This is a genomic window from Streptomyces sp. KLMMK (assembly GCF_036961605.1).
Lineage (GTDB): Bacteria > Actinomycetota > Actinomycetes > Streptomycetales > Streptomycetaceae > Streptomyces > Streptomyces telluris.
Genome location: NZ_JBAMDC010000178.1, coordinates 1 through 13247, shown reverse-complemented (window position 1 = coordinate 13247; position 13247 = coordinate 1). Strand labels below are relative to the sequence as shown.

Sequence of the window (13247 nt, the reverse complement as noted above, 5' to 3'; positions counted from 1 at the left end):
GCTCGCGGGCAGCGCGCCGGGCGCCCGGCGTCCCGTGCCGGGCGGCGGCGGTTCCGTCCTTGCCCCCAGTTCTGCCCAGAACCACGCGTGCGCTCACACGGGTGATCGGGCGCCGGACCGGGCGGCGCGGGCGCTCTGCCCGCCTGCGGGCAGCGGGCCGCCCCCGGGCGGGAGCACGCGGGTGGCCGGATTATGATGCTCACCTTCAGCCACGGGGATCACCCTCGCCGCATGTCTCGTACCACCGTTCCCATTTGGGACCGAACGGTGACATTCCACGGGACGGCGGCGCAGGAGCCCTGTGGTTATCTATCGCCAGCGCGTGAGCCGCGCTTTCGGGGGCGCCGCGTGGCCGCGGGCCGTGCGAGGGGAGACAACCGATTGTGAACGTGCAGCTGATACCGAGAGGGCGCGCAGCCCGGCGAAGGGGTCTGTTCGCGCTGCTTCTCGGCGCGCTGATGCTGCTGGTCACGGCCTGTGGCGGCGGTGACGACGACGGGAAGAAGGGCGGCGCCAAGAAGGTGCCCGACGGCCCGTCCGAGGCCGTCGTCTCCATCGCGCCGGAGGACGGCACGAAGGACGTCGCGACGTCCGGTGCGCTCAAGGTGACCGCCCAGAAGGGCAAGCTGACCTCCGTCAAGGTCGCCGACGCCAAGGGCCGTACGGTCGACGGCAGGATCACCGACGACGGTGCGGCCTGGGAGCCCACCGCCCACCTCGGTGCGTCCAGCAAGTACACGGTCGACGCCCTGGCCAAGGACGACGCCGGCCGCCCGTCGGCCAAGCACGCGTCGTTCACGACGCTCACCCCGCAGAACACCTTCGTCGGCTACTTCACGCCGGAGGACGGCAGCACGGTCGGCGTGGGCATGCCCGTATCGGTCACTTTCAGCCGCGGCATCACCGACCCCAAGGCCGTCGAGCGCGCCATCAAGGTGAAGACCGAGCCGGCCGTCGAGGTCAAGGGCCACTGGTTCGGCAACGACCGCATCGACTTCCGGCCCGAGCAGTACTGGAAGGCCGGCACCAAGGTGACGGTCGACCTGAACCTCGACGGCGTCCAGGGCCGCAAGGGCGTGTACGGCTCGCAGTCGAAGACCGTGAAGTTCACGGTCGGCCGCAGCCAGGTCAGCACGGTCGACGCCAAGTCGCACCAGATGACGGTCGAGCGGGACGGCAAGGTCATCAAGACCATCCCGATATCCGCCGGCGCCCCCGCCAACCCCACGTACAACGGTCAGATGGTCATCAGTGAGAAGCACGATGTGACGCGCATGAACGGCGCCACCGTCGGCTTCACCAAGGGCGACGGCAAGGGCGAGTACGACATCCCGGACGTGCCGCACGCGATGCGCCTGTCCACCTCCGGCACCTTCCTGCACGGCAACTACTGGTCCGGCTCCTCGACCTTCGGCGCGGAGAACGCGAGCCACGGCTGCGTGGGCCTGGAGGACCAGCGCGGCGGCGGCGACCCGAACACCCCGGCGGCCTGGTTCTACAAGAACTCCCTCATCGGCGACGTCGTGGTCGTGAAGAACTCCGACGACAAGACGATCAAGCCGGACAACGGACTCAACGGCTGGAACCTGCCGTGGTCCGAGTGGGGCAAGAGCACCCCCCAGGCCGGCTGACGGCCCTTCGTACGCGGCCCGCGGCCCGGAGCACTCGTGACCGAGCGCTCCGGGCCGCTCGGCGTTCCGGGCCCGAACGGGGGGAGCCGCCGGATCCCCGTGTCACTAACCTGGTGCCATGACTGTGCATCTTGAGGTTGCCGAGGGCGTCGGAACCATCCGCCTGGACCGTCCGCCGATGAACGCGCTCGACATCGCCGCCCAGGACCGGATCCGCGAGCTCGCCGAGGAGGCGGCCCGCCGCGAGGACGTGCGGGCCGTCGTGCTGTGGGGCGGGGAGAAGGTGTTCGCCGCCGGGGCGGACATCAAGGAGATGCAGAAGATGGACCACGCCGCGATGGTGGCGCGCTCCCGCGGCCTGCAGGACTCCTTCACCGCCGTCGCCCGCATCCCCAAGCCCGTCGTTGCAGCCGTCACCGGCTACGCCCTCGGCGGCGGCTGCGAACTGGCGCTGTGCGCCGACTTCCGGATCGCCGCCGACAACGCCAAGCTCGGCCAGCCCGAGATCCTGCTCGGCCTGATCCCCGGCGCGGGCGGCACCCAGCGCCTGGCGCGGCTGATCGGCCCGTCCAAGGCCAAGGACCTCATCTTCACCGGGCGCATGGTCAAGGCCGACGAGGCGCTCGCGCTCGGCCTGGTCGACCGCGTCGTGCCCGCCGCCGAGGTGTACGAGCAGGCGCACGCGTGGGCCGCCCGGCTCGCCGCCGGCCCCGCGCTCGCGCTGCGCGCCGCGAAGGAGTCCGTGGACACCGGTCTGGAGACCGACATCGACACGGGCCTCGCCATCGAACGGAACTGGTTTGCGGGCTTGTTCGCGACCGAGGACCGGGAGATCGGCATGCGCAGCTTCGTCGAGGACGGGCCGGGCAAGGCCAAGTTCGTCTGACATGCGGCCGGTTGGCGGCGGTCCCGGAGCGGGCCGCCGCCCCCCGGCGTTGACGCACGGTCGTGCCGGTGTCCACCCCGGGGTGCCTCTTGTGGGGGAATTACGCGCAGTACGCGACCGCGGGGAACCGCTGTTCCGGCTGTTTCGGGCGATCTTTGCGGCCCCTGTGGTCGCCGCAGGTCAGTATGGGTTTCCGGGTCGCTCCCCTGCCCTTGGCATATGTCGCCGCACGGGCTTGGAGGGGGTCATTCCGGTCAGGTGAATCCCTTCGTTCCAGCCCCGGGCGTGCTTGCGGCGGCCATGATGGGGGCATGGCGGGCCTGGAGGGAACGGAGCAGCCACGGCAGCGGGCCGGCACGGCCGCTGTGCGCTGGTCGCCGACCGTGGAGGATGAGCTGGCGCTCAAAGCGCTCGATCTGTTCGGCAACCCCACACAGGGGGAGGTGCGCCTGCCCTCCCGCCCCGAGTCGGCCGTTGCGGCCCGCCGGCTGACCCAGTCCGTGGTCCTGCGCCAGTGGGGCCTCTCGGGTCAACTCACCGAGCATGCCGTCCTGCTGGTCTCCGAGCTCGTGGGCAACGCCGTCCGCCACACCGGCGCGCGCTACTTCGGCCTGCGGATGCTGCGCCGGCGGGGCTGGCTGCGCATAGAGGTCCGCGACCCCTCCCGGGGGCTGCCCTGCCTGATGCCCGTGCACGAGCTCGACGTCACGGGCCGGGGGCTCTTCCTCGTCGACAAGCTCTCGGACCGCTGGGGGGTGGACCTGCTGGCGCGCGGCAAGACCACCTGGTTCGAGATGCGGGTCGCCGACCGCTGAGAAGCGGCACTGCCGGGCGGCGGCACCCCGCCGGGACACAACGAAGAGGCCCCCATCCGTCGGCATGCGACGGGCCGGGGGCCTCTTCGGGCGCCGCGGAGAATGGGGTGTGTTCCGCGGCGGATGACGACCTGGCTCGGGTCAATGAGGGTCGTGGCTTCCGACTATGGCAGACGGGGTGCGTTCCAGCCAAAACGGCTATTTGTTCAATTCGGGCAAGGCTGCCCATTTCTCTCTGTAATCAAAGGTGAGGTGGGCCACGTGCCTTGAATTCTTCGAATGGATCAGCAGGTGCACTTATTTTTATGCGAAATTACACAGAGTGAGATCCGGCCGTGATCGGCCTGATCAAAAGGGCGGCTAATCTGTGCCGGTCATACCAGCACACCAAAGGGGAGGCTCACATGGCTGACATGGAGAGCGCACGCGAGACGTTCGCCAAGTTCGACATCGACGGGGACGGCTTCATCACGGCCGCCGAGTACAAGAAGGCCATGGCGCAGCTCGGCGACCACTTCGTCACCGAGACCGTCGCCCAGTCGATCATCGACTCCAAGGACGGCAACGGCGACCGCCTGCTGTCCTTCGAGGAGTTCTGGAACTCCGTCAGCAAGGGCTGACCCGCACGGAACGGCCTGACCCGCACGGAACGGCCGACCTCCGGGGAAGGCCGGCCCGGGCCGCGCCGTCGCGGCCCGGGTCAGCGCCAGCCGCGCCGCTGCGCCCCGGCCCGGCGCCGCCGGTCGTTGCACAGCAGGCACCGGCCCCAGCCCGGTGGCAGGGGATCGGTCTTGTCCCCGTACAGCGGGTCCACGGGGCCCTTCGGGTGCTCCGAGCAGCCCGTGGCCGCAAGGCCGCCACCCAGGGCGCTCGCCGCGGTCAGCGCCCTGCGCAGGGCGTCCACCAGCTGCTCGGCCTCATGGGGCGCGGGTGCGGCGGCGTCGAGGGAGAAGGCGATGTCCGAGGCGGTGGTGAGCGCGCTCTGGAGTTCGCGCAGGTCTGCGTAACTCATGTTCGTGAGCGTAACGGCCGCCACTGACAACCCCGTCCCGCCGCCCGTCGCACACGGCCCCTGCGGTACGGTCGCGCCATGCCGGAGGCCCAGTACATCGCCGTGATGACGGCGACCGACAGCGAAGAGCGCGCCAGGCACCTCGCCACCACCGCCGTCGAGGCAGGGCTCGCCGCCTGCGCCCAGATCGACGGCCCCGTCACCAGCGTCTACCGGTGGCGGGACGAGGTGCACAGCGACACCGAGTGGCGCGTCCTCTACAAGACCGCCGCGGACCGCTACGGCGAGCTGGAGGCCCACATCAAGGGCGCGCACACCTACGAGACCCCGGAGATCGTCGCCACCCCCGTCACCGCGGGCAGCGACGCGTACCTCGCCTGGCTCCGGACGGAGACGCGCGTCAGCCGCGGCTGAGGATCCAGCTCCGCTCGGCGCCCGCCGAGCCCGTGTCGCGGACCGTCCGCACCCCCTCGCCCGTCGCGTCGCGCGACGAGCCGGTGCGGTGCGTGACCTGCTCCCAGATGCGGCCGTCCGCCTCCGCGACGACCTTCTGCCGCCCGCCCGAGCCGGCCGGCCCGGTGCGGAAGCGCTGCTCCGCCGCGTCCGCGTCGCACGGCACGGTGACGAGCAGCGAGCCCTGTCTGCCGATGCAGCGGTAGGGCTGCGCCTGCGACCAGAACTGGTGCGTGGCCGGGCTGTAGACCCAGCTCTGGGCGGCCTGCCGGGACTCCTGGCACGGCTGCAGTGCCACCAGCCAGGGGCGCAGCGTGCCGCGCGGGTCGCGGTAGCCCGATCCTTCGGTGGTCAGGCAGCCGCCGTGCACGCCGTTGTGGATGCGCACGGCGCCGGCGGGCGCCGCAGCCGCGGTCCCGGCGTCGGCGCCGGCCAGGGGAGCCGTGACGCCGAGGGCGGCGACGGCGCCGAGGATCGCTGCGGTGGCGCGGAGGGAATGGCGCATGGCGAGAGCTCCTCGATCAAGGGGTGGTAACGGAACGAGGGCGTTGACATTACTGACGGCTCCCGCGTGCTGACACGCTGTTTCCGGTCATGGTCATTTCCGCTCGCAGCCCATGATCGGACGGGATATCCTCACCGAAACTTTATGAAGTGCGGACAAAGGACAGTAAGGCACTTGAAGGCGATACGTAAGAGCGTCGTGGCCGCCACGGGGGTCGCTCTCGCTCTGAGCCTGGCGGCGTGCGGTGGCGACGGCGGCGGCAAGGACGAGCCCGCGGGCTCCGGCAGCGGGAAGAGCGGCAACGGGGCCGACAAGGCGCTCAAGGCGGCGGAGCCGGCCGGCACGCTCAAGGCGGCCGCGGCCAAGGGGGCGCGGGAGAACACCTACCGCACCAAGGGGACGCGCAAGGACGAGGGCGGCGAGTACGTCACCGAGGGCGCCTTCCAGGCGAAGCCCCACGCGTCCGTGATGAAGGACGTGGGCCCGAAGACGGCCGAGTACCCGGACGGCGTCAACCACGTCATCACCGTGAACGACAAGATGTACTTCAACGGGGAGAAGGTCCCCGGCAAGAAGTGGTGGACGTTCAGCGTCGAGGGCGCCGACAGGAGCAAGGACCCGTCGTCGGAGCTCTTCGTCCGGATGACGTCGGCGCTCGCCACGTCCAAGGACGTGAAGAACACGGGCGTCGAGACGGTCGGCGGCCGCCGCGCGGCCCGCTTCCAGGGCACGGTCGTCGTGTCCGAGCTCGCCGCCTACAAGGGCGACGCGATCACGGACAAGGACCGCGACTTCGTCGTGAACGGCTACAAGAACGACGGCGTGCAGCAGGTCGGCCTCGTTGTCTGGGTGGACGGGGACGGCGTGGTCGCGAAGACCGAGGAGTCGGGCAAGGGCTCCAAGGGCGAGTTCCGCCGGACCGACGAGTACCGCGACTGGGGCGCGGACCTGGGCATCAAGCCCCCTCCGGCCGCCGAGACGGCGACCGAGAAGGAGGTCCTGGAGAACGAGATGAAGAAGCAGCAGAAGTAGCTTCCCGGACGCGCGGACGCGCGGACGCGAGAGGCGCCCCCGCGCGGCATCGGCCGGGCGGGGGCGCCTCTCGTGGAGCGGTGGGGCTCAGCGGCGCATCAGCACTCGATGATGTTCACGGCCAGACCGCCGCGCGCCGTCTCCTTGTACTTCACGCTCATGTCCGCGCCCGTCTCCTTCATGGTCTTGATGACCTTGTCGAGGGAGACGTGGTGCCGGCCGTCGCCGCGCAGGGCCATGCGGGCCGCGGTGACCGCCTTGGCGGCGGCCATGCCGTTGCGCTCGATGCACGGGATCTGGACCAGGCCGCCGACCGGGTCGCAGGTCAGACCGAGGTTGTGCTCCATGCCGATCTCCGCGGCGTTCTCCACCTGCTCGGCGGAGCCGCCCAGCACCTCGGCGAGGCCGCCGGAGGCCATGGAGCAGGCGGAGCCGACCTCGCCCTGGCAGCCGACCTCGGCGCCGGAGATCGAGGCGTTCTCCTTGAAGAGCAGGCCGATGGCGCCCGCGGCCAGCAGGAAGCGGACGATGCCGTCCTCGTCCGCGCCGGGCACGAAGTTCATGTAGTAGTGCAGGACGGCCGGGATGATGCCGGCGGCGCCGTTGGTCGGCGCGGTCACGACGCGGCCGCCCGCGGCGTTCTCCTCGTTGACGGCCATGGCGTAGATCGTGATCCACTCCATGGCGCGGGCCTGCGGGTCGCCCTCGGCGCGCAGCTGGCGGGCGGTGTTCGCGGCGCGGCGGCGGACCTTCAGGCCGCCCGGCAGGATGCCCTCGCGGGCCATGCCGCGCGACACGCACGCCTGCATCACGCGCCAGATCTCCAGGAGGCCCTCGCGGATCTCCGTCTCCGTGCGCCAGGCCTTCTCGTTCTCCATCATCATCGCGGAGATCGACAGGCCCGACTCGCGGGACATGCGCAGCAGCTCGTCACCGGTGCGGAAGGGGTACTTCAGCACGGTGTCGTCGAGCTTGATGCGGTCCTCACCCACCGCGTCCTCGTCCACGACGAAGCCGCCGCCGACCGAGTAGTAGGTCTTCTCCAGCAGAGGGGCGCCGGCCTCGTCGTAGGCGAAGAGGGTCATGCCGTTGGCGTGGTACGGCAGGGACCGGCGGCGGTGCAGGATCAGCTGGGTCGACTCGTCGAAGTCGATCTCGTGGGTGTTGCCGATCTCCGCGCCGAGCAGCCGCAGGCGCTTGGACTCGCGGATGCGCTCGACCTCGGCGTCGGCGAGCTCGACGTCGACGGTGCGCGGGGAGTAGCCCTCCAGGCCGAGGAGGACGGCCTTGGGGGTGCCGTGGCCGTGGCCGGTGGCGCCGAGCGAGCCGAAGAGCTCGGCCCGGACGGAGGTGGTGTGGGCCAGGAGGCCCTCGTTCTTCAGCCGTCGCGTGAACATCAGCGCGGCCCGCATGGGACCCACCGTGTGGGAGCTGGACGGGCCTATGCCGATCGAGAAGAGATCGAAAACGGAGATGGCCACGGTGGCTGCTCCCTGTCTGCTTGGAGGTGGTACGGGTCGTGCTGAGGGGGGCGCCCACGGTGGTACGGGGGCGCGTGGTGCGGGGCACCGAGCGCTCACTCTTCAGTGTGCCCGGTGCCCCGTACCGATGCGTAAAACGGATGCAGATGTGTTACTTCAGGCCGGGGTACAGCGGGTGCTTGTCCGCCAGGGCCGTGACGCGGCCGCGCAGGGCCTCCGCGTCGTAGACCGGCTTCAGCGCCTCGGCGATGATGTCGGCGACCTCACGGAAGTCCTCCGCCTGGAAGCCGCGGGTGGCCAGCGCCGGGGTGCCGATCCGCAGACCCGAGGTGACCATCGGCGGCCGCGGGTCGTTCGGGATGGCGTTCCGGTTGACCGTGATCCCGACCTCGTGGAGGCGGTCCTCGGCCTGCTGGCCGTCCAGCTCGGAGTTGCGCAGATCCACCAGCACCAGGTGCACGTCCGTACCGCCGGAGAGGACGGACACGCCCGCCTCGGCGACGTCCGCCTGCACCAGGCGCTCGGCCAGGATCTTCGCGCCCTCCAGCGTACGCTGCTGGCGCTCCTTGAACTCTTCGCTGGCGGCGACCTTGAAGGAGACGGCCTTCGCGGCGATCACGTGCTCCAGCGGGCCACCCTGCTGACCGGGGAAGACAGCGGAGTTGATCTTCTTGGCCAGCTCGGCAGTGGAGAGAATCACACCGCCGCGGGGACCGCCGAGGGTCTTGTGCGTGGTGGTCGTCACGACGTGCGCGTGCGGCACCGGGGAGGGGTGCAGACCGGCGGCGACGAGGCCCGCGAAGTGGGCCATGTCGACCATCAGGTACGCGCCGACCTCGTCGGCGATCCGGCGGAAGGCGGCGAAGTCCAGCTGGCGCGGGTACGCGGACCAGCCGGCGATGATCAGCTTCGGGCGGTGCTCCTTGGCGAGGCGCTCGACCTCCTCCATGTCGACCAGGTTGGTCTGCTCGTCGACGTGGTAGGCGACCACGTTGTAGAGCTTGCCGGAGAAGTTGATCTTCATGCCGTGGGTCAGGTGCCCGCCGTGGGCGAGGTTCAGACCCAGGATGGTGTCGCCCGGCTTGAGCAGCGCGAACATCGCGGCGGCGTTGGCCTGCGCACCGGAGTGCGGCTGGACGTTCGCGTGCTCGGCACCGAAGAGCGCCTTGATCCGGTCGATGGCGATCTGCTCGACGACATCGACGTGCTCGCAGCCACCGTAGTAGCGGCGGCCGGGGTAGCCCTCGGCGTACTTGTTGGTGAGGACCGAGCCCTGGGCCTCCATGACCGCGACCGGAGCGAAGTTCTCCGAGGCGATCATCTCGAGGGTGGACTGCTGGCGGTGGAGTTCGGCGTCGACAGCGGCGGCGACGTCGGGGTCGAGCTCATGGAGGGAGCTGTTCAGCAGAGACATGAGTTCTTCCTGGACTTCCTGGGCGAGGGAGGGCGAGGGGTGGGGTCAGCCTGCGGTGAAGGCGTCGTACTCGGCGGCGGAGAGGAGGTCCGCCGGCTCGTCCGTGATCTTCACCTTGAACAGCCAGCCGCCCTCGAAGGGGGCGGAGTTCACCAGCGCGGGGTCGTCCACGACGTCCTGGTTGGCCTCGGTGACCTCGCCGGTCACCGGGGAGTACAGGTCGCTGACCGACTTGGTCGACTCCAGCTCGCCGCAGCTCTCGCCGGCGGTGACGGTGTCGCCGACGGCCGGGAGCTGGGCGTAGACGACGTCACCGAGGGAGTTGGCGGCGAACTCGGTGATGCCGACCGTGGCCACGCCGTCCTCGACGGCCGACAGCCACTCGTGCTCCTTGCTGTAGCGCAGCTGCTGGGGGTTGCTCATGGCTAGATTCTCCTGGATGCGCGTGAGTGCTTGTGCAACGGGTCTTGACAGAGGGAGATGAAAGAGGGCAGGGAAGCCCCCGGGCGAGCCACGGGGAAGATCAACGCTGCCGCTTGTAGAAGGGCAGGGCGACGACCTCGTAGGCCTCGTGGCTGCCGCGGATGTCCACGCCCACGCCCTGCGTGCCGGGGGCGGCGTGCGCCGCGTCCACGTAGGCGATGGCGATCGGCTTGCCGAGCGTGGGGGAGGGGGCGCCGGAGGTGACCTCGCCGACGACCTCGCCGCCGGCCACCACCGAGAAGCCGGCGCGCGGCACGCGGCGCCCCTCGGCGATCAGGCCGACCAGCTTGCGCGGCGGCTGCGCCTCGGCGCGCTCCGCGGCCGCCTGCAGCGCGGCGCGGCCCACGAAGTCGCCCTCCTTCTCGAACTTCACGACCCGGCCCAGGCCCGCGTCGAACGGGGTGGTCGCGGTCGTCAGCTCGTGCCCGTACAGCGGCATGCCCGCCTCCAGGCGCAGCGTGTCGCGGCAGGAGAGCCCGCACGGCACGAGGCCGGCGCCGGCCCCCGCCTCGGTGAGGGCCTGCCACAGCTTCACGGCGTCGTCCGGGGCGACGAACAGCTCGAAGCCGTCCTCGCCGGTGTAGCCGGTGCGGGCGATCAGGGCCGGGACGCCCGCGACGGTGCCCGGCAGGCCCGCGTAGTACTTCAGGCCGTCCAGGTCGGCGTCCGTCAGGGACTTCAGGATGGCCGGCGAGGCCGGGCCCTGGACGGCGAGGAGGGCGTAGGCGTCGCGGTCGTCGCGGACGGCCGCGTCGAAGCCGGCGGCGCGCTCGGTCAGCGCGTCCAGCACGGTCTGCGCGTTGGAGGCGTTGGCGACGACCATGTACTCCGCGTCGGCGAGGCGGTAGACGATCAGGTCGTCGAGGATGCCGCCGTCCTCGCGGCAGATCATCGTGTAGCGGGCGCGGCCGACGGCGACGCTCCCTATGTTGCCCACGAGGGCGAAGTCCAGCAGGGCTGCGGCCTGCGGGCCGGTGACGGTGATCTCACCCATGTGCGAGAGGTCGAACAGACCGGCGCGGGTGCGGACCGCGACGTGCTCGTCGCGCTCGCTGCCGTAGCGCAGCGGCATGTCCCAGCCCGCGAAGTCGGTCATGGTCGCGCCGAGCTCGCGGTGCAGGGCGTCGAGGGCTGTGCGGCGAGAGGTGTCGGTCATGGTGTGGGCTCCCGGACATGGCAGTGAGGACGTCCTCCCCATCTGTCATCGGAACCTGAGAGGTTCACCGGGAGCCGCCGCGACACGCGGGGGGTCCGGCTTGCACCTTGGGTGGAGCCGCGCACGGTGCGGCCCGCTTTTCAGATCTGCCTCGTCCGCGCGGTACGGGGCCTGAGAGATTCAAGGGAGGAACTTGCTCCTTCGGCGCCCAGCGCACACGGCGTAGCGTGCAGCCTGGGACTCTCCCGCGCGGATTCGAGCGGCCGGTATGCAGTTGGATACGCAGTTGGCGCGCACATCATTGCACGTACAGGCGCGTTACGGACTGCCTGGCGGCCCCCGAATTCGATTACCTTTCTTTTACGTTCTGTGGGTAGGGGGCGGTGACGGGCAGTGACCGGGGCCGGGGGAGGGGCGGAACGGATGGGAACAGCACCGACAGCAGGGACGGCCGGGCCCGCGCGGGCGCACGGCGCGGCCGCGGCGGACAGCGGCGCGGCGCGGCCGCGGGCGGGGGTCCTCGACCTGCGCTCCGGAGCGGGCCGCGGGGAGCTCCGCTTCCCCGCGGGGGACGTGCTGATCGTCTCCGGGCTGCCCGGGAGCGGGAAGTCCACGCTCATCCGGCGGGCCGTGTCCGTGCTGGACGCGCAGGACGGCATCGTCTGGTGCGTCGACTCCCAGGACGCCCGGGAGCGTCTGGAGCGGCACGCACCCCGCTGGCTGCCGTACGCGGCCTACCGGCCCTTCGCCCGCCTCGCGCACTACGCGGCGCTGCGCCGCGCCCTGCGCTCCACCGCGAGCGCCGTCGTGCACGACTGCGGGCAGCGCGGCTGGGTCCGCCGCTGGATCGCGCGTGACGCACGGCGCCGGGGCGGCGCGGCCCACCTGCTCCTCCTCGACGTGCCGCCGGGCACCGCCCTGGCCGGGCAGGCGGCGCGGGGCCGCGGCGTCTCGCCGTACGCCTTCCGCCGGCACCGGAGGGCGATGGCCCGGCTGCTCGCGTCGGTGGCGGAGCCGCCGGTCCCGGGCCCGCCGGTCGCGGACCGCCCGGGGCGCCTGCCGGCAGGGGTCGCCTCGGTGGTCCTCCTGGACCGCGGGGCGGTGGACGCGCTGCGGAGGATCACCTTCGAGTAGGCGCGCCCGGCGCCGCCTACAGCGGCAGGGGCGCCGGCAGGGTCGAGCCGTCTTCCGTCAGGGGGAGTTTCGCCAGGAGGTCCTTCACGACGGCGAGGGCCTCCGTGATCGCCGACTGGACGCCTTCCGAGTCGTTCCTCGTCGCCGCGCCGATCAGCTTCTCGATCGCCTTCTGCAGCTTCTTCAGCAGGTCGTGGACGTCGTCCGGCGGAGCCACCGCCGGGCGCCCCGAGGAGGGCGGGGACTTCCGGAGGGAGTCGGCGAGCCGGTTCGCCGACGACCGCAGCCGCTGCTGCATCTCCTTGAGCGCGCCGGCGTCCGGCGTCCTGGACTGCGCCTCCTTGCCGATCCGGGAGACCAGCGTGAGCGCCTCCCCCAGCTGTCCCACCGCGTCGAGCTGCTGGTGGACGGCGGCCGCGGACTTCGGTCCGGTGGCCGGGAGCACGACGGACATGTCGGGGTCCGGCGCGTTCACGGCGGCCAGGGAGGGGCCCGCGACGGCGAGGGCCACGGAGCCGCAGGCGGCGACGGCTATCGCCGAGGTGGCGAACTTGTTGACACGCATGCTGGAGGTTCCCTTCGGTGCGAGGAGCCGGCCGGCCGGCGGGGCGGCGGAGCCGGTGGCGCTGCAGGGCAGCTGCCCGATCACCGTGTGACCTGCGGTGTCCCTGTGCAACCCGGTGGCTACGGCCAGTGCCGCGACGGGAGGGGGCGGACTCCCGTACGGCCCGCCCTGACCTGGGACATCACCGGCGATTTCGGCAGCCGGCAGGAGCCGGCGGGGGTACAGCCGTTAGGGTGCATGTGCGGCTTCGTCGAGAGTGGTTGGGCGGCATTGGACGAGTTGGACGAGATGAGCATCCCCGGGCAGTACGGCTGGAGTCCGGCCCCCGGCGGCGGCGCGCCCGCGGCCGCCCCGCCCGGCTGGCCCGCCAATGAACTCGAAGAGGTGCTCGCCGCCTCCGTGGGCGCGCCCGGCGCGGGCCCCCGCATCGTGGAGGCCCTCGGCCGCAGCCACGTATGGGTTCCGCTTCCGTCCGGCGGCGGTCCGGACAGCGCCGGCCTCGACCTGCCCACGCTGGAGCTCGGCGGCCAGGCCTTCGTGCCCGTCTTCAGTTCCGAGGGGGAGTTCCTGAGGGTCGCCGGCGAGCGGATGCCGTACGCCGTCGCCCCGGCCGTCGAGTTCGCCCGCGGCCTGCCCCCGCAGGTGGGCATCGTCGTCAACCCCGAGGGCTCCGTGGGCGC

The 13247-nt window shown here is 71.4% G+C and carries 15 protein-coding genes and 1 riboswitch; of the genes, 8 read left to right on the top strand and 7 right to left on the bottom strand.

Features of this window, described 5'->3' with window-relative positions; genetic code table 11:
- Window positions 1-458 precede the first annotated feature (458 nt).
- The 4 genes from V7793_RS22775 (at window position 459) to V7793_RS22760 (ending at window position 3952) form a co-directional block, all read left to right on the top strand.
- Complete coding sequence (locus V7793_RS22775; RefSeq protein ID WP_336009353.1) at window positions 459-1631, top strand: L,D-transpeptidase; 1173 nt, start codon at window positions 459-461, stop codon at window positions 1629-1631.
- Between the two features lie 118 nt (window positions 1632-1749).
- A complete protein-coding gene (locus V7793_RS22770; RefSeq protein ID WP_336009351.1) occupies window positions 1750-2517 on the top strand; it encodes an enoyl-CoA hydratase/isomerase family protein in 768 nt (255 codons plus the stop codon).
- Window positions 2518-2723: 206 nt separating this feature from the next.
- Window positions 2724-3332 (top strand): ATP-binding protein, encoded by a 609-nt coding sequence (locus V7793_RS22765; protein WP_443057969.1) that lies wholly within the window; start codon window positions 2724-2726, stop codon window positions 3330-3332.
- A 404-nt stretch (window positions 3333-3736) separates the two neighbouring features.
- Entirely contained in the window at window positions 3737-3952 is a 216-nt protein-coding gene (locus V7793_RS22760; RefSeq protein ID WP_336009347.1) for an EF-hand domain-containing protein, read from the top strand.
- Window positions 3953-4032: 80 nt separating this feature from the next.
- Here the strand turns inward: V7793_RS22760 and V7793_RS22755 are convergent, their stop codons facing one another.
- Window positions 4033-4344 (bottom strand): hypothetical protein, encoded by a 312-nt coding sequence (locus V7793_RS22755; protein WP_336009345.1) that lies wholly within the window; start codon window positions 4342-4344, stop codon window positions 4033-4035.
- Between the two features lie 78 nt (window positions 4345-4422).
- Between V7793_RS22755 and cutA the strand changes: the two genes are divergently transcribed.
- Window positions 4423-4758, top strand: a complete 336-nt coding sequence (gene cutA, locus V7793_RS22750; protein WP_336009344.1) for a divalent-cation tolerance protein CutA — start codon at window positions 4423-4425, stop codon at window positions 4756-4758.
- Here cutA and V7793_RS22745 read toward each other — a convergent pair.
- A complete protein-coding gene (locus V7793_RS22745; protein WP_336009342.1) occupies window positions 4745-5302 on the bottom strand; it encodes a hypothetical protein in 558 nt (185 codons plus the stop codon). The genes cutA and V7793_RS22745 overlap by 14 nt on opposite strands.
- 174 nt (window positions 5303-5476) lie before the next feature.
- On the opposite strand from V7793_RS22745, the gene V7793_RS22740 reads away from it, so the two are divergent.
- On the top strand, window positions 5477-6334 hold the full coding sequence (locus V7793_RS22740; protein ID WP_336009340.1) for a hypothetical protein: 858 nt from the start codon (window positions 5477-5479) through the stop codon (window positions 6332-6334).
- Window positions 6335-6432: 98 nt separating this feature from the next.
- On the opposite strand, the gene V7793_RS22735 is transcribed toward V7793_RS22740, so the two are convergent.
- The 4 genes from V7793_RS22735 to gcvT form a co-directional block, all read right to left on the bottom strand.
- Window positions 6433-7815: an L-serine ammonia-lyase gene (locus V7793_RS22735; protein WP_336009338.1), complete on the bottom strand. Its 1383-nt coding sequence runs from the start codon at window positions 7813-7815 to the stop codon at window positions 6433-6435.
- 151 nt (window positions 7816-7966) lie between these two features.
- On the bottom strand, window positions 7967-9229 hold the full coding sequence (gene glyA, locus V7793_RS22730) for a serine hydroxymethyltransferase (protein WP_336009336.1): 1263 nt from the start codon (window positions 9227-9229) through the stop codon (window positions 7967-7969).
- A gap of 45 nt (window positions 9230-9274) precedes the next feature.
- Window positions 9275-9652: a glycine cleavage system protein GcvH gene (gene gcvH, locus V7793_RS22725; protein ID WP_336009333.1), complete on the bottom strand. Its 378-nt coding sequence runs from the start codon at window positions 9650-9652 to the stop codon at window positions 9275-9277.
- 100 nt (window positions 9653-9752) lie between these two features.
- The gene (gene gcvT, locus V7793_RS22720; protein ID WP_336009331.1) at window positions 9753-10868 is read right to left on the bottom strand and encodes a glycine cleavage system aminomethyltransferase GcvT; all 1116 of its coding nucleotides are present in this window, start codon (window positions 10866-10868) and stop codon (window positions 9753-9755) included.
- A 150-nt stretch (window positions 10869-11018) separates the two neighbouring features.
- A riboswitch (glycine riboswitch) is annotated at window positions 11019-11126 on the bottom strand.
- A 165-nt stretch (window positions 11127-11291) separates the two neighbouring features.
- Here gcvT and V7793_RS22715 point away from each other — a divergent pair.
- The gene (locus tag V7793_RS22715; protein ID WP_336009330.1) at window positions 11292-12002 is read left to right on the top strand and encodes an AAA family ATPase; all 711 of its coding nucleotides are present in this window, start codon (window positions 11292-11294) and stop codon (window positions 12000-12002) included.
- Window positions 12003-12018: 16 nt separating this feature from the next.
- Here the strand turns inward: V7793_RS22715 and V7793_RS22710 are convergent, their stop codons facing one another.
- A complete protein-coding gene (locus V7793_RS22710; protein WP_336009329.1) occupies window positions 12019-12567 on the bottom strand; it encodes a hypothetical protein in 549 nt (182 codons plus the stop codon).
- Window positions 12568-12855: 288 nt separating this feature from the next.
- Between V7793_RS22710 and V7793_RS22705 the strand changes: the two genes are divergently transcribed.
- Window positions 12856-13247: SseB family protein (locus V7793_RS22705; protein ID WP_443057968.1), on the top strand; the 392-nt coding region annotated here is incomplete at its 3' end.

Excerpts from the sequence above, each read along its gene's own strand:
- V7793_RS22775 (WP_336009353.1), top strand. The coding sequence starts at position 459 with ATGCTGCTGGTCACGGCCTGTGGCGGCGGTGACGACGACGGGAAGAAG.
- V7793_RS22770 (WP_336009351.1), top strand. The coding sequence starts at position 1,750 with ATGACTGTGCATCTTGAGGTTGCCGAGGGCGTCGGAACCATCCGCCTG.
- V7793_RS22760 (WP_336009347.1), top strand. The coding sequence starts at position 3,737 with ATGGCTGACATGGAGAGCGCACGCGAGACGTTCGCCAAGTTCGACATC.
- V7793_RS22755 (WP_336009345.1), bottom strand. The coding sequence starts at position 4,344 with ATGAGTTACGCAGACCTGCGCGAACTCCAGAGCGCGCTCACCACCGCC.
- cutA (WP_336009344.1), top strand. The coding sequence starts at position 4,423 with ATGCCGGAGGCCCAGTACATCGCCGTGATGACGGCGACCGACAGCGAA.
- V7793_RS22745 (WP_336009342.1), bottom strand. The coding sequence starts at position 5,302 with ATGCGCCATTCCCTCCGCGCCACCGCAGCGATCCTCGGCGCCGTCGCC.
- glyA (WP_336009336.1), bottom strand. The coding sequence starts at position 9,229 with ATGTCTCTGCTGAACAGCTCCCTCCATGAGCTCGACCCCGACGTCGCC.
- gcvH (WP_336009333.1), bottom strand. The coding sequence starts at position 9,652 with ATGAGCAACCCCCAGCAGCTGCGCTACAGCAAGGAGCACGAGTGGCTG.
- gcvT (WP_336009331.1), bottom strand. The coding sequence starts at position 10,868 with ATGACCGACACCTCTCGCCGCACAGCCCTCGACGCCCTGCACCGCGAG.
- V7793_RS22715 (WP_336009330.1), top strand. The coding sequence starts at position 11,292 with ATGGGAACAGCACCGACAGCAGGGACGGCCGGGCCCGCGCGGGCGCAC.
- V7793_RS22710 (WP_336009329.1), bottom strand. The coding sequence starts at position 12,567 with ATGCGTGTCAACAAGTTCGCCACCTCGGCGATAGCCGTCGCCGCCTGC.